General features: G+C 53.6%; 20 protein-coding genes. 12 read left to right on the forward strand and 8 right to left on the reverse strand.

Translation table 11 applies throughout. The features are described from left to right. The 3 genes from ligA to B3P58_RS15250 all read left to right on the forward strand — a co-directional run. Window positions 1–1,961, forward strand: a 1,961-nt coding sequence (ligA, locus tag B3P58_RS15240) for an NAD-dependent DNA ligase LigA (protein WP_286718850.1), incomplete at its 5' end; no start/stop codon positions are given. 34 nt (window positions 1,962–1,995) lie between these two features. After that, the gene (locus tag B3P58_RS15245; RefSeq protein ID WP_225691753.1) at window positions 1,996–2,685 is read left to right on the forward strand and encodes a hypothetical protein; all 690 of its coding nucleotides are present in this window, start codon (window positions 1,996–1,998) and stop codon (window positions 2,683–2,685) included. 137 nt (window positions 2,686–2,822) lie between these two features. Further along, entirely contained in the window at window positions 2,823–4,604 is a 1,782-nt protein-coding gene (locus B3P58_RS15250) for a PAS domain S-box protein (protein WP_145469474.1), read from the forward strand. A 48-nt stretch (window positions 4,605–4,652) separates the two neighbouring features. On the opposite strand, the gene B3P58_RS15255 is transcribed toward B3P58_RS15250, so the two are convergent. The 7 genes from B3P58_RS15255 to B3P58_RS15285 are packed head-to-tail and all read right to left on the reverse strand — an operon-like array spanning window position 4,653 to window position 11,831. Beyond that, window positions 4,653–4,922: a hypothetical protein gene (locus B3P58_RS15255; protein WP_286718853.1), complete on the reverse strand. Its 270-nt coding sequence runs from the start codon at window positions 4,920–4,922 to the stop codon at window positions 4,653–4,655. A gap of 53 nt (window positions 4,923–4,975) precedes the next feature. Next, window positions 4,976–6,412, reverse strand: coding sequence for a BatD family protein (locus B3P58_RS15260; protein WP_286718855.1), 1,437 nt, complete (start codon window positions 6,410–6,412; stop codon window positions 4,976–4,978). Then, entirely contained in the window at window positions 6,406–8,385 is a 1,980-nt protein-coding gene (locus B3P58_RS15265) for a VWA domain-containing protein (RefSeq protein WP_286718856.1), read from the reverse strand. Before B3P58_RS15265 ends, B3P58_RS15260 begins: the two co-directional genes overlap by 7 nt. Further along, window positions 8,385–9,389 carry a vWA domain-containing protein gene (locus B3P58_RS15270; RefSeq protein ID WP_286718858.1) on the reverse strand — a complete coding sequence of 335 codons (1,005 nt, stop codon included), beginning with the start codon at window positions 9,387–9,389 and terminating at the stop codon, window positions 8,385–8,387. Before B3P58_RS15270 ends, B3P58_RS15265 begins: the two co-directional genes overlap by 1 nt. Beyond that, window positions 9,389–9,919: a DUF4381 domain-containing protein gene (locus B3P58_RS15275; RefSeq protein ID WP_286718860.1), complete on the reverse strand. Its 531-nt coding sequence runs from the start codon at window positions 9,917–9,919 to the stop codon at window positions 9,389–9,391. The genes B3P58_RS15270 and B3P58_RS15275 overlap by 1 nt, the downstream gene beginning before the upstream one ends. A 2-nt stretch (window positions 9,920–9,921) precedes the next feature. Next, a complete protein-coding gene (locus B3P58_RS15280; protein ID WP_286718862.1) occupies window positions 9,922–10,872 on the reverse strand; it encodes a DUF58 domain-containing protein in 951 nt (316 codons plus the stop codon). After that, on the reverse strand, window positions 10,872–11,831 hold the full coding sequence (locus tag B3P58_RS15285; protein ID WP_230331667.1) for an AAA family ATPase: 960 nt from the start codon (window positions 11,829–11,831) through the stop codon (window positions 10,872–10,874). Before B3P58_RS15285 ends, B3P58_RS15280 begins: the two co-directional genes overlap by 1 nt. Window positions 11,832–12,012: 181 nt before the next feature. Here B3P58_RS15285 and B3P58_RS15290 point away from each other — a divergent pair, with 181 nt between their 5' ends. From B3P58_RS15290 to B3P58_RS15305, 4 genes are all read left to right on the forward strand, one after another. Further along, complete coding sequence (locus tag B3P58_RS15290; RefSeq protein WP_286718863.1) at window positions 12,013–16,878, forward strand: NAD-glutamate dehydrogenase; 4,866 nt, start codon at window positions 12,013–12,015, stop codon at window positions 16,876–16,878. Between the two features lie 46 nt (window positions 16,879–16,924). Further along, window positions 16,925–18,046, forward strand: coding sequence for a hypothetical protein (locus B3P58_RS15295; protein ID WP_286718864.1), 1,122 nt, complete (start codon window positions 16,925–16,927; stop codon window positions 18,044–18,046). Next, a complete protein-coding gene (locus tag B3P58_RS15300) occupies window positions 18,046–18,270 on the forward strand; it encodes a DUF2835 domain-containing protein (RefSeq protein ID WP_145469483.1) in 225 nt (74 codons plus the stop codon). The genes B3P58_RS15295 and B3P58_RS15300 overlap by 1 nt, the downstream gene beginning before the upstream one ends. Before the next feature lie 106 nt (window positions 18,271–18,376). Further along, on the forward strand, window positions 18,377–19,408 hold the full coding sequence (locus tag B3P58_RS15305) for a quinone-dependent dihydroorotate dehydrogenase (protein WP_225691761.1): 1,032 nt from the start codon (window positions 18,377–18,379) through the stop codon (window positions 19,406–19,408). 109 nt (window positions 19,409–19,517) lie between these two features. Here B3P58_RS15305 and rmf read toward each other — a convergent pair whose 3' ends face one another. After that, on the reverse strand, window positions 19,518–19,712 hold the full coding sequence (gene rmf, locus B3P58_RS15310; RefSeq protein WP_145469485.1) for a ribosome modulation factor: 195 nt from the start codon (window positions 19,710–19,712) through the stop codon (window positions 19,518–19,520). A 169-nt stretch (window positions 19,713–19,881) separates the two neighbouring features. Here rmf and rlmKL point away from each other — a divergent pair, with 169 nt between their 5' ends. The 5 genes from rlmKL to B3P58_RS15335 form a co-directional block, all read left to right on the forward strand. Continuing rightward, on the forward strand, window positions 19,882–22,029 hold the full coding sequence (gene rlmKL, locus B3P58_RS15315; RefSeq protein WP_286718867.1) for a bifunctional 23S rRNA (guanine(2069)-N(7))-methyltransferase RlmK/23S rRNA (guanine(2445)-N(2))-methyltransferase RlmL: 2,148 nt from the start codon (window positions 19,882–19,884) through the stop codon (window positions 22,027–22,029). 311 nt (window positions 22,030–22,340) lie between these two features. Beyond that, window positions 22,341–23,519: an ammonium transporter gene (locus B3P58_RS15320; protein ID WP_286718872.1), complete on the forward strand. Its 1,179-nt coding sequence runs from the start codon at window positions 22,341–22,343 to the stop codon at window positions 23,517–23,519. A 375-nt stretch (window positions 23,520–23,894) separates the two neighbouring features. After that, the gene (locus tag B3P58_RS15325; protein WP_414716582.1) at window positions 23,895–24,935 is read left to right on the forward strand and encodes a methyl-accepting chemotaxis protein; all 1,041 of its coding nucleotides are present in this window, start codon (window positions 23,895–23,897) and stop codon (window positions 24,933–24,935) included. Window positions 24,936–24,968: 33 nt separating this feature from the next. After that, window positions 24,969–25,337, forward strand: a complete 369-nt coding sequence (locus B3P58_RS15330) for a response regulator (protein ID WP_145469488.1) — start codon at window positions 24,969–24,971, stop codon at window positions 25,335–25,337. A gap of 7 nt (window positions 25,338–25,344) precedes the next feature. Then, a partial coding sequence (locus B3P58_RS15335; RefSeq protein ID WP_286718870.1) for a hypothetical protein occupies window positions 25,345–25,570 on the forward strand: 226 nt, incomplete at its 3' end.

Raw genomic sequence — 25,570 nt, forward strand, 5'->3', positions numbered from 1 at the left:
TGGATGAACCCAGTATTCCGGATGCTGAATACGACCGTTTATTGCGCGAATTACAGCAGCTGGAAGCTGAGCATCCGCAATTAATCAGCGCAGATTCCCCGACCCAGCGTGTCGGTGCAACACCCCTCAGCCAATTTGTCAGCGTTACCCATGAGCGGCCGATGTTATCCCTGGATAACGCGATGAATGCCGAAGAATTTTCTGCCTTTTACCAGCGTCTGCAGGAACGTTTAAAAACCAGCGACAGTATTGCTCTGGCCTGTGAACCTAAACTCGATGGTCTGGCCGTCAGCATCCTGTACGAGCAGGGCTTGCTGGTGCGTGCTGCTACCCGTGGTGATGGCCAGACCGGCGAAGATATCACCCAGAATGTGCGCACCATTAAAAATGTTCCTCTGCGTTTACAGGGCGATGATTTTCCTGCGCGCCTGGAAGTGCGTGGCGAAGTGTATATGCCGAAGGCGGGCTTTGAAGCCTATAACGATAAAGCCCGCGCTAACGATGAAAAAGTCTTTGCTAATCCGCGTAATGCCGCCGCCGGTTCCCTGCGTCAGCTCGACCCGAATATTACGGCAAAACGTCCGCTGGAATTCTGTGCCTACAGCATTGGTGTGGTCAGTGATGATGCGGTTTTACCGGCAACGCACAGCGCTATTCTGCAAAGAATAAAACGCTGGGGTATCCGCATTAATGAAGAAATGCGGGTCGTGAATGGCGTGGCTGAAGCCCAGGCGTTTTTTGAACAGCTGGGTGAAAAACGTCACCGTCTGGCGTATGAAATTGATGGCACGGTTTTTAAGGTCGATGACCTGGCGCTGCAGGAACAGCTGGGTTTTGTTGCCCGTGCACCGCGCTGGGCCATTGCCTATAAATTCCCGGCGGTAGAAGAAATGACCGAGCTGCTGGATGTCGATTTTCAGGTCGGCCGCACCGGTGCGGTCACACCAGTGGCGCGGTTAAAACCGGTACATGTTGCCGGTGTCACCGTCTCTAATGCCACGCTGCACAATATGGATGAAATTGCCCGTCTGGGCGTAAAAATTGGCGATACCGTGATTATCCGCCGCGCCGGTGATGTGATTCCGCAAATTGTCTCTGTGGTTGCTGAAAAACGTCCGGCCGATGCCCGTGATATTCAGATTCCGGCTAATTGCCCTGTGTGTGATTCGCTGGTCGAAAAAGTCGAAGGTGAGGCCGTTGCCCGTTGTACCGGCGGGCTTGTGTGTTCGGCGCAGCGCAAAGAAGCGATTAAACATTTTGCTTCACGTAAGGCACTGGATATTGAAGGTCTGGGCGATAAATTAATTGATCAGCTGGTGGATGCCGGATTAATTGACTCCGTGGATGATTTATTTCATTTAACCCTGGAGCAGCTGGCAGGCCTTGAGCGTATGGCAGAAAAGTCGGCACAGAATATTCTGGACGCGCTGAATACGGCGAAGCAAACCACGCTGGGGCGTTTTTTATACGCACTGGGTATCCGCGAAGTGGGCACCGTTACGGCCAATAATCTGGCCTCACATTTTGGTTTTCTGCAGCGCATTATGGATGCCGATGCAGAGGCTTTGCTGGAGGTTGCTGATGTCGGTACCGTGGTTGCTGCCCATGTGCATAATTTCTTTGCCGAAGAGCATAACCGCACGGTCATTGAGCAGCTGCAGCGTGCCGGTGTGCACTGGGAAGAAAAAGAACCGCAACAGAGTGCCGACTTACCATTAAGCGGTAAAACCGCCGTTATTACCGGCACTCTGGTCCAGAGTGGTATGAGCCGTGATGATGCCAAAGCCTTACTGGAACAGCTGGGGGTGAAAGTGGCCGGCAGTGTGTCGGCAAAAACCGATTTTCTGGTTGCCGGTGAAAAAGCAGGCTCAAAACTCACCAAAGCACAGGCGCTGAATGTTGAGGTGCTGGATGAAAATGCATTTCTGGCCCTGCTGAATGAACACGGTATGCAGCCCTGAAACGGGGTTGTGGAGCAGAAAATAAGGAACAGGCATGACCCTTACAGGTATCCGCTTTTCACTTCTGGCTGTATTGCTGGTACTGGCTGGTTGCTCCACCCCGCAGCCGAAAAATATTAATAACGTCTGCGAAATCTATGACGAATATTACGACTGGTATAACGCTTCTAAGGCGGTGAAGAAAAAGTACGGGATACCGGAGTCGGTGACCATGGCGTTTATTCACCAGGAATCGAAGTTTATCGACGATAACCGTCCGCCGCGTAAATGGTATCTGTGGATCATTCCCGGCCCGCGCCCGTCGACGGCCTATGGCTATGCTCAGGCACTCGACCCGACCTGGGAAGAGTATATGCGTCTCACCAATAACTGGGGCGCAGACCGTGATGACTTTGAGGATGCGGTCGATTTTATCGGCTGGTACAACACCCGTACCATTAAACGCACCGGCATTCGCCCGCATGATGCTTACAGCCTGTACCTGGCCTATCACGACGGGGCCGGCGGTTACCTGCGTGGTACCTATAAGAAAAAACCCTGGCTGATGCAGGTGGCGAGAAAGGTTGAACGCCGGGCAAAACAGTATCAGCAGCAGCTGGTGCGCTGTCAGGAAGATCTCGACAGTAACTGGTTCTGGCGCACGCTGTTTGGACAGGAAACCATCAATCGTCGCCCGGTTATTCATTTAGGACAATCAGCTCAGGGCAGACCTGAGCGTGGCTGATTGATAAAAAGCTTGTTAAAGACGGCGCTCTGACGCTTTCCTGCTAGTCTTAAAGACAGTCCCGGAGCGGACTGTTGCCATGCGGTAAGGTTGTACGCATTTTCCTGGCAGGATAGGTTTTCTGTATCGGAGTATGCATGGAAGTACTTCCATGGCTGTTGTTGGCCGTTGTTATCATTATCGCCATTGTGTTGCAGCACCGGCGTTTTCGCGTTTTACCTACCGACCCCCTGTTTGAGCTGAGTCCGGATCCGGTGCTTCTGGTTGATTCCAGAGGCATCATCCGTATGGCCAACCGGGCTGCACACCATCTGCTGAGTTACAGCCCCGGACTGATGGTCGGGCAGCCGGTGGATATTCTGGTACCTGAAGATATCCGCAGCCAGCATCAGCATCTGATTGCTTTGTTTTTCTCCTCCATCGGCGAACGGCGGATGAATAACCGTATCTGGATCAACGATGCTCAGGGGCAGAAAATTAATGCCGAGATTCATCTGGCACTGGTGGATTACGACGGCGAGCAGATGGCAATCGCGACCATTCTGGATACCAGTACGCTGTGGATTTCTGAGCGTAAGCTGCGCGAACAGCACAAGGCGTATGACGAACTGTTTGAACATTCTGCCGTGGGGATCTGTTGTGTCAGCCTTGGGGGACGCTTTTTAAGAGTGAACCGCCGCCTGTGCGACCTGTTGGGCTACAGCAGTGAAGAATTACTGGAACATTGTTTTCAGGACATTACTCATCCGGATGATCTTGAACTGGATGTCAGCAAAGTAAATGACCTGCTGAGCAGCAGTCATAGCTCTTACAGTATTGAGAAACGCTACCGTCATGAAGATGGCCGCTATTTCTGGGCGAACCTTACGGTGACCCTGATCCGCGATGAGCAGAATTTCCCCGATTATTTTATTTCCGTGATTGAAGACATCAGTGACCGCAAGCAGTCTGAATTATTGCTGCAGCAGTCCGAGGTTAAATTCCGCACCATTGCCGAAACCATTCAATCGGTAGTGTGGATGTCGACGCCGGGAATAGAACAGATGCTGTTTGTTAACCCGGCTTATGAGCGGGTTTGGGGGCGCAGTTGTGCCAGCCTGTACGATGATGCGCACAGTTTTCTGCAGGGGATTTACGAAGATGACCGGGCGCGGGTGCGCGCGGAAATAGAACGCCACCGGCAAGGGCGCTGGGAAATCGAATATCGGGTAGAGCATCCGGAGCGGGGCCTGCGTTATATCTTCGACACTGGGACAGGGGTGCTGAACAGCAGCGGTAAACTGGAGTATCTGATTGGTCTGGCGACGGACATCAGCGATCAGGTTAAAGCCAAAGCGGATATGGCTCATGCCCTGGAGCAGGCACATCAGGCGACCGAACGGCTTAATCTGTTAATCCGTACCGACCCGCTGACCGGTTGTCTGAACCGTCAGGCACTGTATGAAGAGCTGGAACATCAGCTGGAACTGTATCGCCGCTATCAGACACCGTGCTCGCTGCTGTTTATCGACCTGAACGACTTTAAACAGATTAACGATACCTTCGGTCATATTGCCGGTGACGAGGCATTACAGGCGCTGGCTGAGCATATCCGTCAGCATATCCGCGCCACGGATATTCTGGCGCGCTATGCCGGTGATGAGTTTGTGGTGGTATTGCCGCAGAGCAATGTTCGCGATGCCTCGCTGGCATTGCGGAATCTGCGTAATAACGTGCTGCGTCATCAGACCCCGACCGGAGAATTTCCGGTACATTTCAGCATTGGTCTGGCTTATGTGGGGTATCCTGATGTTGCCGATGCCAGCAGCTGGATTGAAGTCGCTGATCAGGCGATGTATCTGGATAAGTCAGCCCATGCCGGGGCGAATAAGTTGCCTGCCTCTCCTGGCGCCGGGCCGGATCAGTTTCCGGGCGAATAGCCGCACCGTACTGAATCCTCCGGCCTGTTTCTGCAATCCCCCGTTACTTCAGTGTGGATAAAGTACGGCGCGTTGTGTCTCTGTTTTGCCACTCTGACGTTGCTGCTCTTTTAATAACGCCAGCAGGTTCTGGCCGTTATAGGCGGAATTCTGCTGTGGCGAATAGAGCCGGGCATCAAGTTCCGCCAGCGCAGCCTGTAATTTGGGCTCCGGCAGTAATCCGGCCAGCTGACTGAGGCTGGCCAGTGGCAGGCGGATGCTTAAATCTTTGCTGTTTAATCCGCCGGCATTAACCCAGGCCAGCAGGTGGCTGCGCATGGCTGTGGCGTCTCCCTGCTGGCAGGCCTTACTCAATGCCTGCCAGTGCTGCTTCAGCGTTTTTTGCGCATGGTTCTGTTACGCTCACTGTCTGTCGCGGCTGGCCGGGTCTGTGCCGTGCGTCGGGCATGCCACCACAGCAGTAAAAGCAGCCCATTACTCAGCACCAAAACAGCTACAGCAAGTTGCCAGAAGAACAGCTCGCCAGCGCTGCCGTTGTTGGTGGTGCTGGTACCAGCACTGTCGCCAGGCTGCTCCATGGCATCTGCGTCGCTGTTGTTTGTTACAGGCTCGGCTGTTTGTGATGATGCCACAGCCCCTTTGGCTGGCTTAACCTGAATGCTGTGGGCCGGTAATACGGCATATTCCAGAGTACCGCTTCTGGTGTTCCACCAGGGGATGCGGATTTCCGGCAGCAGAATACGGCCGCTGCTGCCCGGTACCAGGGCGATGGATTGTTCCGAGGTGCCGGTCAGGCCCTCGTCGCTGCTTTGTTCATTTTGCTGAGTCTGATCCGGGTAGTAACGCAGATTATCAACCACCGGCAGGGCAATGGCCGGTAGCTGACTGCCGGGCAGACCTTTGGCGGTCAGGATCAGGGTACGGGTAACCGGTTCGCCGGCCACCCATTGCTGTGGCGGTGTGCTGAAGGTTTCGCTGATGCTCAGGTTTTCAGCCGGAATCCAGGGCGCCTGCGGATAATCCTGCGGAATGGGTTTAACCTGCAGGGTAATCGGCTTGCTGACCGCAGAGCCCTGACGGCCACGGCTCCAGCGGTCGTAAGGATTGCTGATGCGGGCGCTGAAGCGCTGGCCGGGAATCACCAGCTCGCCGCTTTCTTCGGGGAAAATCGCAAAACGCCGCTCGTACACGCCCAGACGCTGGCCATCAACAACGGTCGTATACTGGCGCACATCCCCCAGCGGCTGTACCAGAGCATCGGTCACTTTAAATTCCGACAGGGTGGCGTCTTCATGGCTGACGCTGTAATACAGTTTTTCGGTGTAAAGAATCTGCCCCTGAACGTAATAGTTGTCCTGTTGGCTGATCTCGGTATCGAAGAAAAATTCTTTGGCGATCTGCGCTTTTACATCCGCTGACAGCTCGCGCACGTTGATGGTAATGGGCTGCGTCTGCTGATTTTCAAAACGGATCGGGGGAATGGTCAGTTTACCGTTGCGTTTGGGCGTGAGCGTCAGGGTCCACTCGGTAAAGGACTCGGTCTTGCCGTTGACGGAGCGGAACTGGTTGGAGCGCTGCTGGTTCAGCACCTGAAAATCGTTCTGCAGCGGAGTTAAATCCGGTGAGCCAAAACCCACCTGTTCGCTGTAGCGCAGCATCAGATTAAAGGTGTCGCGCTCGGCGACTTCTTTGCGGTCAACGCTGGCACTGAAGGTAGCAGCCTGCACCTGAGTGGTGGCCAGCAGCAACGCCAGCAGCAACCCCTGCAGCCAGTGAATGCGGTTAAACAGCAGATCACGCATCACCATAAAACATCCTCACTTTCCTGATCGGCCTGTTGCCGGTACTGGTATAAAAATTTGCGCTGTAACAGGTTGCCGGGATTGTCCGGGACACGGTTCAGCCATTGTTGCATGGCGGCCTGTTCTTCACGGCTGAGGCCGTTGATTTCTGTTTCCGGTTGGTCAGACTGGCGGCGCAGTTGTTGCGCGGATTCTTCCTGCGGCTCTTCCTGATCTTCTTCAGCGGCTGCTCTGCCCTGTTTCTCTTCGTCAGTCTCCGGCTCCTGATTCTGTGCTGCCTGAGAGGCTGATTCATCCTGCTGCTGTTCGGCCAGCTTATCAGCCTGCTGCCGGGCAAAGGCATCGTCTTCACTCTGATCCTGCGGCTGAGCGTTCTGTTGCTGGCCGTCTTGCTGCTGACCGTCCTGCTGCTGACCGTCCTGCTGCTGACCGTCCTGCTGCTGAGCATTCTGTTGCTGACCGTCCTGTTGCTGACCGTCCTGTTGCTGATCGTCCTGTTGCTGACCGTCCTGCTGCTGACCGTCCTGCTGCTGACCGTCCTGCTGCTGACCGTTCTGTTGCTGACCTTCCTGCTGCTGGCCATCCTGCTGCTGCTCTTTTTGTTGTTCTTGTCGCTGTTTTAGTTTTTCGGCGGTCTCACGGTTAGCCGCGGCTTCTTTCATATCCGGGTTCAGCTTCAGGGCTTCATCATAGGCGGCGATGGCTTCATCCGGCTTTCCGGCCTGCAGCAGTGCATTACCACGGTTGTAATGGCTGATGGCGGTTTGCGGGCCTTCGGCAAAGGCTTTGGCGGCGCTTTCATAATCGCCGGCACGGTAAGCGGCGCTGCCACGCCAGGCGGGATCTTCAAAGGCCTGTGCGGCAGCAGCCGGATCCTGTTCAAACAGTTCTGAGCCTTGCTGGTCCGGGGTTTGCCATAAATCTTTCCACTCCAGCGCATAGCTGTTGTCGGGCCAGCACAGTGGCAGTAACAGCAGGCTGAACAGTACGCCACGGCGGAACAGCAGCAGAGCAACGGGCAACAAGGCAAAGACCAGCCAGTAGCCGGCGTCGTGCCACTGATCAAAACGGGCAAAGCCGCTGTCGGTTTCCAGCTGGTCAAAGCTTTGCGGCTGTTCGGGTAACAGGCTTTGCCAGTCGCTGTCGTTAATACTCAGTGTCTGCCAGGGAATATTCAGCTCACGGCTGAGATCGCGGATCGGCCCCAGATCCAGCTGTGGCAGCACGATGGTGCCGCTGCCGTCACGCAGAAAACCGGCGCCGGGCATCGGCACCGGCGCGCCTTCGGCGGTGCCGATGGCGAGTACCTTAAGCTGAAAGCGCTGGCTGTCGAGGCTGTTACGGATTCGTTCAATATCTTTGCTGATAATACCGTCGGTCAGTAACAGCAGGCGGGCCTGCTGGATACCGGCATCGCTGACCAGCTGCTGCGCCAGCCGGATCGCTTTATCCGGACGGCTGCCGGGACTCGGCATAATAAAAGGGGATAACGACGGCAGCAGATTTTCGATGGTGTCGCGGTCATCGGTTAAAGGCGTCACTGTATGGGCGTCGCCGGCATAGGCGACCAGTGCGGTCAGGCCGTCGGCGCGGCTGCGGACAATATCGGTGACTTTCTGAATGGCGCGTACCGCACGTGAGGGTTTCAGATCCTGGGCGCCCATGGATGCCGACATGTCGAGCATAATAACCAGCGCATCCTGATTTTTTTGCAAAGGTTGCGGCAGTTTTTCAAAGCTCGGACCGGCCAGCGCAATGCAGGCGATCAGCCAGCCGGCGAGCAGCCACCATAAACCTGTTTTGCGGCGGTTGCTGAGTTGTTGCTCCAGCATATAAGGCTGCAGATGAGCATCAATCACGCTGGCCCACTGACCGGCACCTAAGGCGCGCTGCAGCAGCAATGAAAAAGCCAGCAGGGCAGGCAGTGCGGCGAGCAGCCACAGCGGCCGTAAAAAATGAAACTGACTGAGCCATTCCATCAGTGGCGACCTCCGCCGGGCATCCGGTTAAAGCGTTGTTGCAGGGCAATAAGCAGACTGATGATAAAGGCAATGGCCAGCGGCCAGTGGTACAGACTCTGCTGCGGACGATAAATTTCCGGGTCTTTTTCGGTGGGTTCCAGATCATCAATAAACTGATAAATCTTTTGCAGCTCTTCGGTGTCACGGGCACGGAAAAAAGCCCCGCCGGTCTGGCGGGCAATTTCCCGCAGGGCATTTTCGTCCAGATCCCGTGACGGGTTGACCTTACGGGTGCCGAAGAAGCTGGATACCTCCATCACATCAGCCCCAAGGCCGATGGTATAAATTTTTACGCCATTGCTGGCAGCCAGCTCGGCGGCTTTCAGCGGCTCAATTTCGCCGGCGGTATTGGCGCCGTCGGTGAGCAGAATCATCACCCGGCTTTGTTCCGGATTGTCCTGCAGACGTTTAATGGTTAAACCGATAGCGTCGCCGATGGCGGTTTTTTTACCGGCCAGGCCGATCTGCGCTTCGTTCAGAAAAGTGCTGACGGTACGGGCATCAAAGGTCAGCGGCGCCTGCAGGTAGGCATTGCTGCCAAACAGAATCAGCCCCATGCGGTCGCCGCTGCGCTGTTCAATAAAGTTGCTGACCACCTGCTTAACTACCGCGAGACGGTTGGCGGGTTTGTTATTCAGGCGCATGTCTTCAATTTCCATACTCTGGGAAATATCCACCGCCAGCATCAGGTCGCGGCCGGACACCGGCATCTGCACTATTTCACCACTGTGATAAGGGCGGGATAAGGCGCCAACCAGCGCAAGCCATAACGCCAGAGGCAGTAACCAGCCACTCAGATTCTGTTGTGTCTGACGTTCGCCACCTTTGCTGTTCTGCAGCCGCCAGGGGCTGAGCGACGGAACTTTAAGCGCTGCCTGTTCGACTTTTAATGGCGGTAAAAAAGCGCGGATAATCCACGGCAGTGGCAACAGAAAAAACGCCCAGGGCCAGTGAAACTCCATTATCTGGCCTCCGTTTTTGTGAGTGACTGGCGGACTGTTTTTTCCTGGTCTGTGCGGGCGCTTTTCAGCCAGCGTTGTGCCAGTGCGAGTAGGTCATCCAGCTCACCATAATGCTGGCGCCAGTCGGCGCGTGCCGGTGCATAAGGCGCTTCCGCCAAAGCCCGTGCGCTTTGATTATTGAATAACGCCACCGGACTGGTTTGATTAAGAAAATCCACCCAGGTCTGACCGTGCAGGGCGACCGCCTGAGGAAAATACTGCTGGCAATAGAGTTTCAGAATTTCGTTAACCTGGGCGCAGGCCTGGGCATCGGTTTTATCGAAGTGCGAGCGCAGGTTCTGCAATTGCTGCAGGCAATCGTGGCGTCGCTGCCAGCGCTGCCGGAGTTTGCGCCAGACAAAAAAGGCGGCAACCGCGGCCAGCAGAATAACGATGAGCAGCAGCCACCAGCCGGGGGCCGGCGGCCAGGCACTGACCGGGTCGGGCAGATGAATATCGTATATTTGCAGGGTATCGTTCTGCGCTTGCATAGTCAGCTTTCCTCCGCCCGTACGCGGCTGAGCATTCCGAGTCCGAGCCCCTGACGCAGGGCCGGCAGCGGATCGGCATTGCTGGTGCTCAGGGCAATCAGCGGCACTTTAAGACGCTGTAGTTGCTGTTGCAGGCTGTTCATGCGCAGGCTGAATGCCTGCTGATATTCCTCGCGCTGACGGCTGGTGGTGCTGTCGAGGGACAAACGTTGCTGGCCATCGCTGAGGCTGTAAAGGCCCGGCGGCGGCAGCTCGGCTTCCAGCGGATCGGAAATATGAACAGCAACCAGATCGCAATGGCGGGTCACCGCGTGCAGCTGCTGCTCGCAGTCGGCATCAAAGCCGGTCCAGTCACTGATAAAATAAATGGCGCTGCCGGGGCGGGCAATGCGGCGCAGGTGACGGCAGATCTGCTGCATACGCTGTTGCGGATCGGCACTGGCTGATGACGCCATCGTGGTCAGTTCATTCAGTAACTGCAGCACCTGTTTGCGGCCGGTTTTGGGCCGCAGATCGGTTTCCAGCTCGTCGTTAAACAGCAGGGCACCGATACGGTCGCCGTGTTCCAGTGCAGCCCAGGCAAATAAGGCGGTGAGGTCGGCGGCCAGCACCTGCTTCAGTGCGCGGCGGCTGCCAAAGCGCATAGCGGCACGCAGATCACAGACCAACAATACCGGCCGTTCTTTTTCTTCACGGAAAACTTTGATGTGCGCATCACCGGTGCGCGCGGTTACCCGCCAGTCCATCGCACGGATATCGTCACCGGCCTGATATTCACGCACTTCGGCGTAATCCAGACCGCGGCCGCGGATGGCAGAAGCATGGCTGCCAGCCAGATCGTTCAGCACTTTTTTCTGTTTATGCAGCGGTAGCTGGCGCGCCAGCGTGCGCAGCTGCACCAGATTGGCCGGCAGAATTTCGGCCCCTGCAGAGAAATGTCCGTCCTGGCGCATCAGACAACCGGTACCCGTTGCAGCAGTTCGTTAATCACTTTATTGACCGTCATGCCTGAGGCTTCGGCTTCAAAGCTGAGCAGCAGACGGTGGCGCAGTACATCGTGGGCGACGGCCTGCACATCATCCGGGCTGACGTAATCACGTCCGTTCAGCCAGGCGTGGGCGCGGGCGCAGCGGTCGAGGGCGATGGTGCCACGCGGACTTGCGCCGTATTCAATCCAGCTGGCGAGGTCTTTGCCGTAAGGCTCCGGGCGGCGGCTGGCCATCACCAGCTGTACCAGATACTGCTCAACGGCATCGCTCATGTGCAGATTCAGTACCTGCTGGCGGGCGGAGAACACCATCTCCTGCGACAGTTTGGTGTCGTCGCGGTTTTGTTGCTGCATGGCTTCACCACGCGCCAGACGCAGGATTTTCTGCTCGGCTTCGCTGTCCGGATAATCAATCACCACGTGCATGACAAAACGGTCGAGCTGGGCTTCCGGCAGCGGGTAGGTGCCTTCCTGCTCGATCGGGTTCTGGGTGGCCATCACCATAAACAGTGATGACAGCGGGCGGGTAATACCGCCGACGGTCACCTGACGTTCGGCCATGGCTTCGAGCAGGGCGCTCTGCACTTTGGCCGGTGCACGGTTAATTTCGTCGGCCAGAATCAGGTTATGGAAAATCGGCCCGGCCTGAAAATCGAAGGTCTGCTGTTGCGGGCGGTAAATTTCGGTACCGGTAATGTCGCCCGGCAGCAGGTCGGGGGTGAACTGAATACGTTTAAAATCCCCCTCTATACGGTCGGCCAGCGCGTTAATGGCTTTGGTTTTTGCCAGGCCGGGAGCCCCTTCAACCAGTAAATGACCATCACTTAATAAACAAATTAACAAGCGTTCAACAAGATGGGGCTGGCCAATAATCTGTTGTTGCAGTGCTTCTTTCAAGCGTGCAAAACCCTGTTGTTCAGTCATCTTCTTTTTATCCCAGAGCGTTGATTTAATTCGGATTTTAGAGACTCAAAGCATTTGGTCAATGGCTCTGATTGGTTGCTGCAGCGAAAGTTCACTGTGCTGCTTACCCCGGTACGGAGACCGCGCTGGTGGCGAAATGATCTAAGCTTAGGAGTTATCAGGGCTCAATACGGATAACACTATGCTGACTGCTTTGCACACCATTATTAAGGAACGTAACCATAACGAGCAGGCCGCGGTCCTGCAACGCTTTGCAGATCTGTATTTTTCTGGTGCACCGGCCGATGAATTGATGGCCCGTTCAGTGGAGGATGTGTATGGCGCGACGCTGTCCTGCTGGCAGTTTATTCAGCAACGTAAACCGCATCAGCCTAAGGTCCGTGTGTTTAACCCCGACTATGAGAATCATGGCTGGCAATCGATTCATACGGTGGTTGAGATCGTTTGCGATGATATGCCTTTTCTGGTCGATTCGGTACGTATGCAGCTTAATGCACGGCAGTTATCACTGCATTCGATTCATTACTGCGTATTGCATGCTCAGCGTGATAAAAAGCACCAACTGAAAACGGAAAATGACTGGTATAAAGAGGAAAAAGCATCAACAGCAGAAGCGATTATTTATATTGAGTTTGACCACCACTCTGATACCGATTTGCTGCAGTCGCTGACTGGACAACTGTTGGATGTGATTGCTGAAGTCACCGCCTGCGTTAATGATTTTCCAGCGATTATTGAAAAAGCCGAAGCCACCATTACCCGCCTGAACAAACCACACCATAAAGACCGCGCAGCACATTACAAAGAAGCACAGGAGTTTTTGCGCTGGCTGATTCATAACCACTTTACCTTTCTGGCCTGTGATGTTTTCCATATCGAGAATGAAGGTAAAGAGCAGTATGTTGTACGTGACAGTGAGCAGGATCTGGGCCTTTTTAATTACAATAAGGCGAGCCGTAACCGCTTATTGTTGCGCGACCTTGAAGATGAAGTGCGCGATTTTATCACCAATCAGCAGGTCGTAAGTTTTATGAAATCCGGTAGCCGCAGCCGGGTTCATCGTCCGGCGTATCCGGACTATGTGGTGGTTAAGTTCTTTAATAAAGACGGCGAAGTCACCGGCGGCATCCGTTTTATGGGGCTTTATACCTCCATTGTGTATATCGAAACGCCAAACAATATTCCGCTGGTACGGGAAAAACTCAACGATGTGCGGAAAATGGCTGATTTCAATCCGGCCAGTCACAGTGGTAAAGAGCTGAACCGTATTCTGGAGGTGTATCCGCGTGATGAGTTATTCCAGTCAACGGCAGAGCAATTACATCGCACAGCATTAAGCATTCTGAATATTCAGGAACGTCGTCAGACCCGGGTGTATCTGCGCAAAGATTCTTACAGTAAATTTATATCCTGTCTGGCCTATGTACCGCGTGATATTTATAACACTGAACTGCGCCAGCGTATCGAAGCGGTGCTGGCGGCCGAGTTTTCACCGCTGGATATTGAGTTTAATACCTACTTTTCTGAATCCATTCTGGCGCGTACTCAGTACACACTGCGACTGAACCCTGATAACCCTGTGGTGTTTGATGAGCAGGCGGTGGCGAAAAAAATCTGTCAGGTTGCCCGTTCATGGCAGGATGATCTGCACGATGCCCTGATAGAACAGGCCGGGGAGGAACGCGGAAATCATCAGTTTCACCGCTATCGCGATGCTTTTCCTGCAGGTTACCGTGAGAACTTTACCGCCCGTACGGCCGTAGTGGATGTTCAGCATATGGAGCATTTGTGCGGGCAGAAAGCGGGCCAGCTGGCGATGAGTTTTTATCGTGAACTGGAAGAGGGTGATAACGAACTGCGTTTTAAACTGTTTAACCGCGATACTATTCTGCCGCTGTCGGATGTTATTCCGGTACTGGAGAATCTGGGTTTACGGGTGATGGGGGAGCATCCTTACGAGATTATCTGCGCCGATGGACAGCGTATCTGGATTCATAATTTTCTGCTGCGCTATACCCTGTCTGACAGTATCAATATTGCTGCGGTTAAAAGCCTGTTTCAGGATTCTTTCCGTGCCGTCTGGGAAGGGCAGGCCGAGAATGACGGCTTTAACAGGCTGGTACTGGGCGGGCAATTAAGCTGGAAGGATATTTCTATCCTGCGCGCATACGCCCGCTATATGAAGCAAATCCGTTTTGGTATTTCGGAGAACTACATCGCTGAGACTCTGTGTCGCTACATTGATATCAGCGCCAGACTGGTTCATCTGTTTCATCTGCGTTTTGGCCTTAAAGAATGCACCCCCGAGCAGCGCGACGAAGAGGTTAACCAGTGTGAACAGCAGCTGATTGATGCTCTCGAAGGTGTGGATCAGCTGAACGAAGACCGTACCATCCGCCGCTATATAGAACTGATCAAAGCGACACTGCGCACCAATTTTTTCCAGCAGGATGAGCAGGGAAAAAGTAAATCTTACCTGGCGTTAAAAGTGAATCCGGCGGCGATCAGCGATATGCCGTTGCCGCGGCCTATGTTTGAAATTTTTGTTTATTCACCCCGTGTGGAGGGTGTGCACCTGCGTGGTGGCCGGGTTGCCCGTGGTGGGTTGCGCTGGTCAGACCGCAGTGATGATTTCCGCACTGAAGTGCTGGGGCTGGTTAAGGCGCAGCAGGTTAAAAACGCGGTGATTGTTCCTGTCGGTGCCAAAGGTGGTTTTATTGCCAAATGTTTGCCGAAAGAGGGCGGACGTGATGCCTTTATGGCTGAAGGTATTGCCAGCTATCAGACCTTTATCAGTGCCTTACTGGATGTTACCGATAATCTGGTCGAAGGTCAGGTTGTACCGCCGGATAATGTGGTTCGTCACGATGATGATGATCCCTATCTGGTGGTGGCTGCCGATAAAGGCACGGCAACCTTTTCCGATATTGCCAATGAAATTGCAGTAACCCGTGGTTTCTGGATGGGCGATGCTTTCGCCTCCGGTGGCTCCATTGGTTACGACCATAAAAAAATGGGTATTACAGCCCGCGGCGCCTGGGTTTCGGTACAGCGTCACTTCCGTGAGCAGGGTATTAATATTCAGGAAACGGATTTCAGCGTGGTTGGTATCGGTGATATGGCCGGTGATGTGTTTGGTAATGGCATGCTGCTTTCTGAGCATATTTGTCTTGTGGCGGCGTTTAATCACATGCATATCTTTATCGATCCGAATCCGGATTCTGCTCGCAGTTTTGTTGAACGTAAACGCTTATTTGAGCTGCCACGTTCCAGTTGGGAAGATTACAACAAGGAGCTGATTTCCAAAGGTGGCGGTATCTTTTTACGCTCAGCGAAAAGCGTACCCGTATCTCTGGAAATGAAGCAGCGTTTTGGCATTGTGGAAGATCGTCTGCCGCCGAACGATTTAATCAAAGCGCTGCTGCGCGCACCGGTCGATCTGATCTGGAATGGTGGTATCGGAACTTACATTAAATCGTCTGCAGAACGTCACTCCCATGTCGGAGATAAAACCAATGATGGCTTGCGGATTAACGGTAAGGAAGTACGGGCCAAAGTGATCGGTGAGGGCGGCAATCTGGGCATGACTCAGCTTGGCCGGGTGGAATATGGCCTTAAAGGTGGTGCCTCATACACCGATTTTATTGATAACGCTGGTGGTGTGGATTGCTCCGACCACGAAGTGAATATCAAGATTATGCTGAATGAAGTACTCGACAGTGGTGATCTGACGCGCAAACAACGTAACGAAATATTTATGCAGCAGACCGATGATGTCGCCCGTCTGGTGCTGAATAATAACTATCGTCAGACTCAGGCAATTGCGCTGGCACACCGTGATTGTAAAGTCCGGCTGGATGAGTATGTGCGTCTGATGCGGGAGTACGAAACCCACGGCAAACTCAACCGGGCACTTGAATTTCTGCCTAACGAAGATGTCCTGATGGAACGTCGCGCGGCCAGCCAGGGGCTGACCCGTCCGGAATTAGCGGTGCTGATTTCGTATACTAAAGCGGATCTTAAAGAGCAGCTTAATCATCCGGATATTCATGATGATGAATACGTCGCCAGTATTTTACATACCGCATTTCCGCAGGCCTTCTGCGATCGTTTTGCTGAGCCTCTGAGTCATCACCGCCTGCGCCGGGAAATTATTGCCACGCAACTGGCCAACGATATGGTCAATTATATGGGCATTACTTTCGTTAACCGTCTGCATGACTCGACCGGGGCCAGTATGAGTGATATTGCCCGTTCTTATATTACCGCCCGCGATATATTTGCTTTGCCTGAACACTGGCAGGCGATTACTGCTCTGGATTACCACATCAGCACTGAAGAACAGGAAGATATGATGGCGGACCTGATGCGTCTGGTACGTCGGGCCAGCCGTTGGTTTTTACGTAATCGCCGTGCAAAAATTGATATTGGTGCAGAGGTTGCGCGTTTTCAACCGGCCGTGCAGAGCATTGCGGCTGAGTTAGGCCGTACACTCAAAGGTTCTGCGCTGGAGCGCTGGCAGGAAGTATATAACCGCCGCGTTGAAGCCGGAGTGCCGGAAACGCTGGCTGCCTTAACCGCCGGAGCTGCAAACCTGTATTCGGCGCTGGGTATTATTGAAGCCGCCGCTCAAACCGGGCGCGATATCCGCCAGGTTGCTGAAGCTTATTTTGAAATGGGCGAGCATTTATCCCTGAACTGGTTTATTCAGCAGGTGAATGCGTTGCCATCGAACAGCCATTGGGAAGCACTGGCACGGGAAACGCTGCGCGACGATCTTGACTGGCAGCAGAGAGCGTTGACCGTTGGCATTCTCGGGACACAGGAAGATGGTATAACCCTTGCTGAATCGATTGCTCAATGGGAAGAGGAGTATGCCTCTCTGGTCGCTCGCTGGGCGAACATGCTGAATGAGCTGAAAGCTGCTGATTCGCTGGAATTTACCATGTTATCGGTTGCGCTGCGGGAGTTGCTGGACCTGGCACAGGCCAGCCGTCACCAGCGCCCCTGTGTTGACGGTGAGGAAGCTGTACCTGAGTGTGAGTAGTGAGTGGCGGCAGAAAGCTTTATGATTCTGCCGTTATTTTCAGGTTATGGTGAAACTGTTGTTAGGCGTCCGTTATCTGCGCTTTGTTTTTTTCGTTAGCAGCGTTTTTTCAGTGCTGCCTCTGCAGGCGGCTGAGGTTGACCAGTTCAGCGGGCATTCTGCTGTTCTGCTGTCTGATGCCGCCCCCTTGCTTGAAGCTGAGGTTAACCGCCGCCTGCAACTCGCCGTAACTATGGCCAACCGGCCGGTGACCAAACCACCTCAACTGCGTTCCCGTCCGGCGTTGCAGTATCCCGCCTGTGAAGAAGAGCGTCTGTACGACGCGCTGAGCTGGGAGCTGGCGCGGCCGGTGATTGGCCAGCTTGAAACTTTTGCCGAAGAACACCCGCAGATCAGCCGGCGCCGTGTAGCTTTCCGCGATTCGGTATACCGTAATTTTATCTGGCAGCAATCCCCATCACTGGTGCTGAGTGAACGCGTTGCCGCCGTTATCCGTGTTGGCGATGTGGAAATCGGCAGCGATAAACTTGGCCACTTTTTTACCGAAGGCTACAGCTATTTTGAAGTTACCGACCGGCTGCAGGATTCGGTTGAAGAGGGCATGCTGTTTGGCGAGTGGTCAGAATCTCTGTACTTTGGCGCTCAGACCACGGGGGTGTTTTCCTTTGCTGATCTGGCGGCCAATCTGAATGGCCTGCGTTTCTGGAACCGTATTCTGGCGCAGCATCCTGACCCGTTATCCGGGCGTGAGGTTACACCTTATATCCGCTGTGAACAGCAGCGCTGGAGACTGGTTGATACATTTCATTTCAGCGGTTATATCGACACAGCCTGGAATGAAAGCGTTAATTGCTCCGCTTTCCGTAACCTCAGCATGCTTGAGCAGGTACTGCATTATCAGCCGCTTTGTACCCCGCAATCGTTACCGCAGAATAAATATGGCCGCTGGCAGGATCGGGTGCTGAACCATGCCGGTTTGCAGGTATTGCCTGATTATCTGCAGCCAGAAGTGATTCTGGCGCAACGTGCCTTTATGCAGGAAGTCCGTCTGCCACAGGGCGTGGTAGAGCGTATCCGGGAATTACGCCTGCAGCTTGATCTTTGGCGGCAGCAGCCACAGCCGCCATTGGCAGACTCTTTCCACGATAATCAGCGACAGGAGCCATAATGCAGCGCATCGTACTGGATCTGGCAATCTCTGCTCAGGAATATCAGCGCTTTTATCGCGGCCAGGTAAAACAGGTCGTGGCACGGGCGCTGGACGGACGGAATGTCCGTTTTCCTGCCAGCGTGCTGCAGCAGGTTGTGCAGCATGAAGGTATCTATGGCCGTTTTGCCATTGAATTCGATGATCAGGGCAAGTTTCAGCGTATTGTGCGCCTGGGAGCCTGACTTTCACGGTATAGCGCGTTTTTTTGCGCTCAGTCGTCTACAGCGCGGACGGACTGGCATATAATGCCGGCCGTTTTGCCACCCGCTTTGTCAACTGAGGTCTGTTATGGATTGGTATGCTCTGAGTCGCGCTCTGATGTTTCGTCTGAATGGTGAAACCTCCCACGAACTGGGACTGGATATGATGGGGGCCAGCGAACGCCTTGGACTCTTGCAGTTTTTGGCGCCTCAGGTTGCATCTTTGCCAACAACCGTTGCCGGTATTGAATTCCCTAATCCGGTCGGTTTAGCCGCGGGTCTGGATAAAAACGGGGATTATATCGATGCTTTTGCCCGTCTGGGTTTTGGTTTTATCGAAATTGGTACCGTCACTCCGCGTCCGCAGCCGGGTAATCCTAAGCCGCGCCTGTTCCGTATTCCTGAACGTCAGGCCATCATCAACCGTATGGGCTTCAACAACAAAGGCGTTGATCATCTGGTTGAGCGGGTAAAAGCGGCAAAATACCGTGGTGTGCTGGGGATTAATATCGGTAAAAACTTCGATACAGCCGTCGAAGACGCGACTTCTGACTACCTGATCTGCCTCGATAAGGTGTATCAGCATGCGACCTATATCACCGTGAATATTTCCTCGCCGAATACTCCGGGGCTGCGTACCCTGCAGTTCGGCGATTCGCTGAAACAGCTGCTGGAGCCGATTAAAGCCCGTCAGCTGGAGCTGGCCAAAGAATTCGGTTACAAGCCGGTGTTCGTCAAAATCGCACCGGATATGGAAGAAGACGACGTGGCGCTGGTGGCTGAAACCTTTGTTAACAGCGGCATCGATGGTGTGATCGCCACCAATACCACACTGTCGCGTGAAGGTGTGCAGGGTCTGCGTTACGGTAATGAAGCCGGTGGCCTGAGTGGCGCGCCACTGGAAGATCTGGCAACCGAGACCGTTGAGCACCTGTGTCAGGCGCTGGCCGGTAAACTGCCGGTGATTGGTGTGGGCGGCATTCTCGACGGTGAAGGTGCTGCAGAAAAGGTCAAAGCCGGTGCGTCGCTGGTGCAGATTTACTCTGGTTTTATTTATCGTGGGCCGGAGCTGATCCGCGAAGCGGTGGATGCACTGGCCGATTTACGTACACAGGGCTGAGTTTGCCCGGGCAGGTACGGCGTTTAAGCAAAAAAAAGCCCTGCTTGTAGCAGGGCTTTGCTTCCCTGAAGAGGAAGCGTGCACAACGGGCATTAAGCCCTGGAGAACGTCATACGGCCATTTTATGAATGCCAGAAACGCCGGTGTAACCATCCCAGTGGTCGGCACGACCGGAACGCCAACCTGCAAGCCAGGAGTCTCGTTGTGGTCCTATGGGTGCAAGATCTTTTGAACGGCGCTCAACGCCAGCGCGATAACCACGTGCAAAAGCTCTTTCCTGCATGTCGCGTTTCTGTTTTTTCATAGAAAGCTTCCTCGCTAAAGTTATTTGCTCGACGGCCAGAACAACTGGTTGAATCACTGACCGAACCCCTGTTGTACCTCAGGCTGGTGAGGAATGTTAATTATTTATTACTTCTAAGCGTCACTATTCTTACAGCCACAGGCTATTTGACGAAACGGGTTTTCTCATCATGCAAAATGAAACAACAGCAACAACCATGACCTGGCTGGCGGCCTGCCCGAAAGGTATCGAATCCCTGTTGGCGGATGAAATCAGGCACTTGGGCGGTGAAGTTGAACGTGAAACACACCTTGGTGTGATCTGGCGCGGCGACCTGACGCTGGCCTATCGCTTTTGTTTATGGAGCCGTCTGGCGAGCCGCCTGCTGCTGCCTTTGAATGAAAGTCAGGTAGACAATGTCGACGAAATGTACGAAGCGGCCCGTTCTGTCGAATGGCCAGCCATTTTTGCCGTGGGAGCGACCTTCCGCATCGATTTTCACGGCCGTACTGATTACCTCAACAATACCCAGTTTGGCGCGCAAAAGATCAAAGACGCCATTGTTGACCGCTTCCGTGAGGACACCGGCGCCCGCCCGTCGGTGGATAAAGACGGCGATGTCCGTATTGAAGCGCAGCTGCGCAAAGGCAAACTTAATCTGTATTACAACTTCAGTGGCGACAGTCTGCACCGTCGTGGTTACCGTCTGCAGCCTGGTAAGGCGCCATTAAAAGAAAACCTGGCGGCTGCGGTTCTGATCCGTGCCGGCTGGCCTGCACTGGCGGCAGAAGGTAAGCATCTTATTGACCCAATGTGTGGTTCCGGCACCCTGCTGATTGAAGCGGGCATGATGGCCGCCGACATTGCACCGGGTCTGAACCGCCAGAAGTGGGGCTTTGAAGGCTGGCTGGGCCATACCCGGTCACTGTGGCTGGCCGAGGTCGAACAGGCGCGTTTGCGCCGTACCGCGGGGCTTAACGCCATGCACAGCCGCCTGTACGGTTTTGATATTGATGCCGATCAGCTGGCGGCTGCCCATCAGAACCTGAGCCGCTCTCCGCTGGCCGGTAAGATTCACCTGGAACGCCGTGCGATTGAGCAGCTACGGGTGCAGAACGAAGTGATTGAAGAGGGCGGTCTGGTGGTCTGTAACCCGCCTTATGGTGAGCGCCTGAGCGAACTGCCACAGCTGGCGCCGCTGTATCAGCAATTCCACGATGCCACCATGCGCCTGCCACAATGGCAGCTGGCGGTGTTTACCGGTAATACCGATCTGGCCAAGAGCATCCGTCGTCCGCTGGATAAGCAATACCGCCTGATGAACGGGCAGATCGCTACCCGCTTACTGGTATTCGGTGCTGCCGATGAGCGCTCAGCACAGCCACAGGGCAGTATGATCCGTGGTCCGGTTGAAGCCTTTGCCAACCGTCTGAAAAAGAATATGAAACCACTGCAGAAGTGGGCCAGGCGCGAAAACGTTGAATGTTATCGCCTGTACGATGCCGATCTGCCGGAATACGCGGTGGCGGTTGATCTGTATGGCGACTGGCTGCATGTGCAGGAATATGTACCGCCGAAATCCATCGACGAAGCCAAAGCAGAGCGTCGTCTGCTGGATGTGCTAGCCGTGTTGCCTGAAGTCACCGGTATTCCGGCGCAGCAGATCGTACTCAAGCGTCGCGAGCGTCAGGCCGGCAAACGTCAGTACGAGAAGCAGAACACCGAACAGCGTTTTATGCCGGTACGTGAAGGTAATGTGCAGGTGCTGGTGAATCTGAAAGATTACCTGGATACCGGCCTGTTCCTTGATCACCGTCCGACCCGCCTGCAGATTGCCGGGCTGGCTTCCGGTAAGCGCTTCCTGAACCTGTTCTGTTATACCGCCACCGCCAGTGTGCACGCAGCGGTAGCCGGAGCGCATTGCACCAGCGTTGATATGTCGCGTACCTACCTTAACTGGGGCAAAGAGAACTTCCTGCTGAATGGTATCAAACCGGAACAGCACGAATTTATTCAGGCCGACTGTATACAGTGGCTGCGTGATTGTAATGAGCGCTATGACCTGATCTTTATGGACCCGCCGACGTTTTCTAACTCCAAGCGGATGGAAGGGGTGCTGGATATTCAGCGCGACCATGTGATGCTGGTCGAACAGGCCATGCGCTGTCTGAATCCGGGTGGGCTGCTGATTTTCTCCAATAACCTGCGACGCTTTGATCTGGATACGGATGCACTAAAAGAGTTCACAATAAAGGATGTGAGCGCAAAATCGGTGCCGTTTGATTACGGGCGTCGTCCGAATATTCACCATTGTTTCCACATAACACATCCTGCCTGACGTTGTATGCACGCATTCAGGGCGCGTGAGTGCTGAATGCGTGCGCAATCCTCACACTTTGTTCCGGCTTTGTCAGGCAATCCTGACAAAGTTGGTACGGAACCTGCTAAAACCCTGACTTATTGGATTGTTGCGCACCACTCTGGTGTCCATTTTTCCAGCCGGCACTCTCATGAAGCATCGCAACTCCGGTTGTTGATCAACTGATCTGAGTGAGCCGTTTTTATCAGCAAGAACCCAGCGAATTAAAGTGAGGACACAACGTGGAAACTATTGACGTTAACAGCATCAACAGCGCCGTTGAGACTTTGATGCAAAGCGCCAACACCATGTTTATTCTGCTCGGTGCCATTATGGTACTGGCAATGCACGCCGGCTTCGCCTTTCTGGAAGTCGGTACCGTACGCCATAAAAACCAGGTCAATGCTCTGGTAAAAATCATCACCGATTTTGGTGTGTCGACACTGGCGTACTTTTTCATCGGTTATCAGATTGCCTATGGGGCGAACTTCTTCAGCGGCGCCAGCGAACTGGTAGCAAATAATGGTTACGACCTGGTGAAGTTCTTCTTCCTGCTGACCTTTGCTGCGGCGATTCCGGCCATTGTGTCCGGTGGTATTGCCGAACGTGCAAAGTTCTACCCGATTCTGATTGCTTCTGCCCTGACGGTAGCTTTCGTATATCCGTTTTTTGAAGGCATGATCTGGAACGGTAACTACGGCTTCCAGGGCTGGCTGGAAAACAGCTTTGGTGCCCCGTTTCACGACTTTGCCGGCTCCGTGGTGGTTCACGCCGTCGGTGGCTGGATAGCCTTTGCCGCAGTTGTGTTGCTGGGTTCCCGTCGTGGCCGCTACCGTGATGGCCGTGTGGTGGCTTTTGCGCCTTCCAACATTCCGTTTCTGGCGCTGGGTGCGTGGATTCTGGCGGTGGGCTGGTTCGGCTTTAACGTGATGTCTGCCCAGACTCTGGATGGAATTTCCGGTCTGGTAGCGGTTAACAGCCTGATGGCGATGGTTGGCGGTACAGTGGTTGCCATGATTGTCGGCAAAAAAGACCCGGGCTTTATTCACAACGGTCCGCTGGCGGGTCTGGTGGCGGTGTGTGCCGGTTCTGACCTGATGCATCCGATTGGTGCATTGATTGTTGGTGGTGTTGCCGGTGCGTTGTTCGTCTTTATGTTTACTCTGGCGCAGAATAAATTCCCTAAATTCGATGACGTATTGGGTGTGTGGCCACTGCATGGTCTGTGTGGTGCCTGGGGTGGTATTGCGGCTGGTATTTTCGGCGCAGAAACCTTTGGTGGTCTGGGTGGCGTAAGCTTTATGTCACAGCTGCTGGGAACCGTTGCCGGTATTCTGGTGGCAACGATTGGCGGTTTTGTGGTCTACGGTATTGTTAAAGCCATCTCCGGCATCCGTCTGGATGAAGAAGAAGAGTTTAATGGTGCTGACCTGTCGATTCACAAAATTGTATCGACCAGCGAAGACTGATCACTTCTTTTCATTGCTTCTCACAACAAAAAAGCCGCAGGGAAACCTGCGGCTTTTTTATTTCTGCAGCGGCTGCCTGAATCTGAGCATAAGGGCTGATGAACGTAGTAATAAAGCACTTGTTACGGAGAGCGTTTGCTATCACGCAGTCAGTGAATAGTCGTACTTTTTCGTCTTTACATTTTTGACAGTTCCTGAGTGCCTTACTAGGGTTAGATGTGTTCATCATCTGGATTCTGATTTATGGCGTCGCCGGCGTTTTTCCACCCAGGTTCATCCTTAAAGGATGTTTTACCTTTACCGTTGCTTTCGTTGTTGCTCGGTCTTCCGGTTATTCTTTTACTTGTTTATCAGCATTGGATTGCGGCATTCCTTTTGACGGTTGCTGACGTTATTGCTGTGCTCTGGCTGCAAAAAAAACAAAGAACGATTTCTCTGCAGCAGCAGACCGCCAATGAGGATCATAAGCCTGATTATCAGGCGATGTTTGCCGAAGAACATCAGGCTCTGAGTGATATTCTGCCGATATGGATTCGCCTGCAGGGACTGGCCAGTGAGCAGATTGAAACCAATATTACCGATCTGGCGGGCCGCTTTGACAATATTTATTTCCGTCTTCAGCAATCGGTAGATACGGCCGAAGATGCGGTGTCCGGCTTACATGGTAATGATGGTATTCGTCAGGTTGTACAGGAATCTGATCAAAAGCTGGGCGACATAATCCGTTTAATCGAGCAAAGCATTGAAAGCCGTAATCAGTTGCTGGAAGACATTACCGGCCTGGCTGAAATCACCGAAGACCTCCGGGCAATGGGAGGTGAGGTTGCAGACATTGCTGCGCAAACCAACTTACTGGCACTCAATGCCGCGATTGAAGCTGCCCGCGCCGGTGAACAGGGACGGGGCTTTGCCGTTGTTGCTGATGAAGTCCGGACGCTGTCGACACGCTCCGGAGAGACTGGCCGGCGAATTGCGCAGCGCATCGAAGAAGTGAACACCATGCTTGATACCACACTGGCCACAACCAGACGAAATACCGAGCAGGACGGTGAACAAATGAATCGTATTTCTGCCACGATCGAAGAAACGCTGGATCGTTTCCGTAATGTGGGTAATCGCAGTGTGGAAATTGCGGCCGAACTACAGTCAAGCAACCGCAACATCAGCGAAGACGTAAAGTCGGTTCTTACCGGGTTGCAGTTTCAGGATCGTGTTTGCCAGATCCTCGGACATACCACGGCCGATATAGAAAAACTTCTGAATCATGTCAGCACCACGGCCGAGTTGCCTGAAAGCATCAATGTGCAGCAGTGGTTATCCGAGCTTGAACAAACCTACACCACGCTGGAACAAAAAAGCGCACAGACTGGTACGCAGAAATCGTCTGGCGATGATGACGAAATCGAATATTTTTAACCCCGGTCTGTAATGAAAAAGGAAAGATAAATTATGGCAAAAACCATCATGATTGTTGACGATTCTGCCAGTATTCGTCAGGTGGTCGGCATGACCTTACGGGGGGCGGGTTTTGAGGTAATAGAAGCCTGTGACGGAAAGGATGCCTTGAGCAAATTAAGTGGCCAGAAAATTCATCTGGTGGTTTCCGATGTCAATATGCCCAATATGGACGGCATCAGTTTTGTTACGGAACTGAAGAAGAATGCAGCGTATCGTTTTACCCCTGTGATTATGCTGACCACCGAAGGTGCCGAAGATAAAAAGGCCGCGGGTAAAGCCGCCGGGGCGAAAGCCTGGATTATTAAGCCATTTAAAGCTGATCAGATGCTGACTGCTGTTAATAAACTGATTCTTCCCTGAGGCTGACATGGCGTCCTCCGTTACCCGAAAAGCAGATTTTATGATCTTCACGGTGGAAGGTGAGTTTTCCATTTTCAGTATCGCCGAGGATTTTCAGATATTTTCAAACGCTCTGGCAGAGGTCCCGGAAAATATTCTGGTCGATCTCAGTCAGGTCAGAGAGATGGATACCAGATCTTGCCCCGATAAAACGGACACGTTCATTTTCATGCTGCTATTCGCTCATATTCCAT

Origin of the sequence: Thalassolituus sp. UBA2009, from assembly GCF_002335285.1 — a bacterium.
GTDB lineage: Bacteria > Pseudomonadota > Gammaproteobacteria > Pseudomonadales > Oceanobacteraceae > Venatoribacter > Venatoribacter alkanivorans.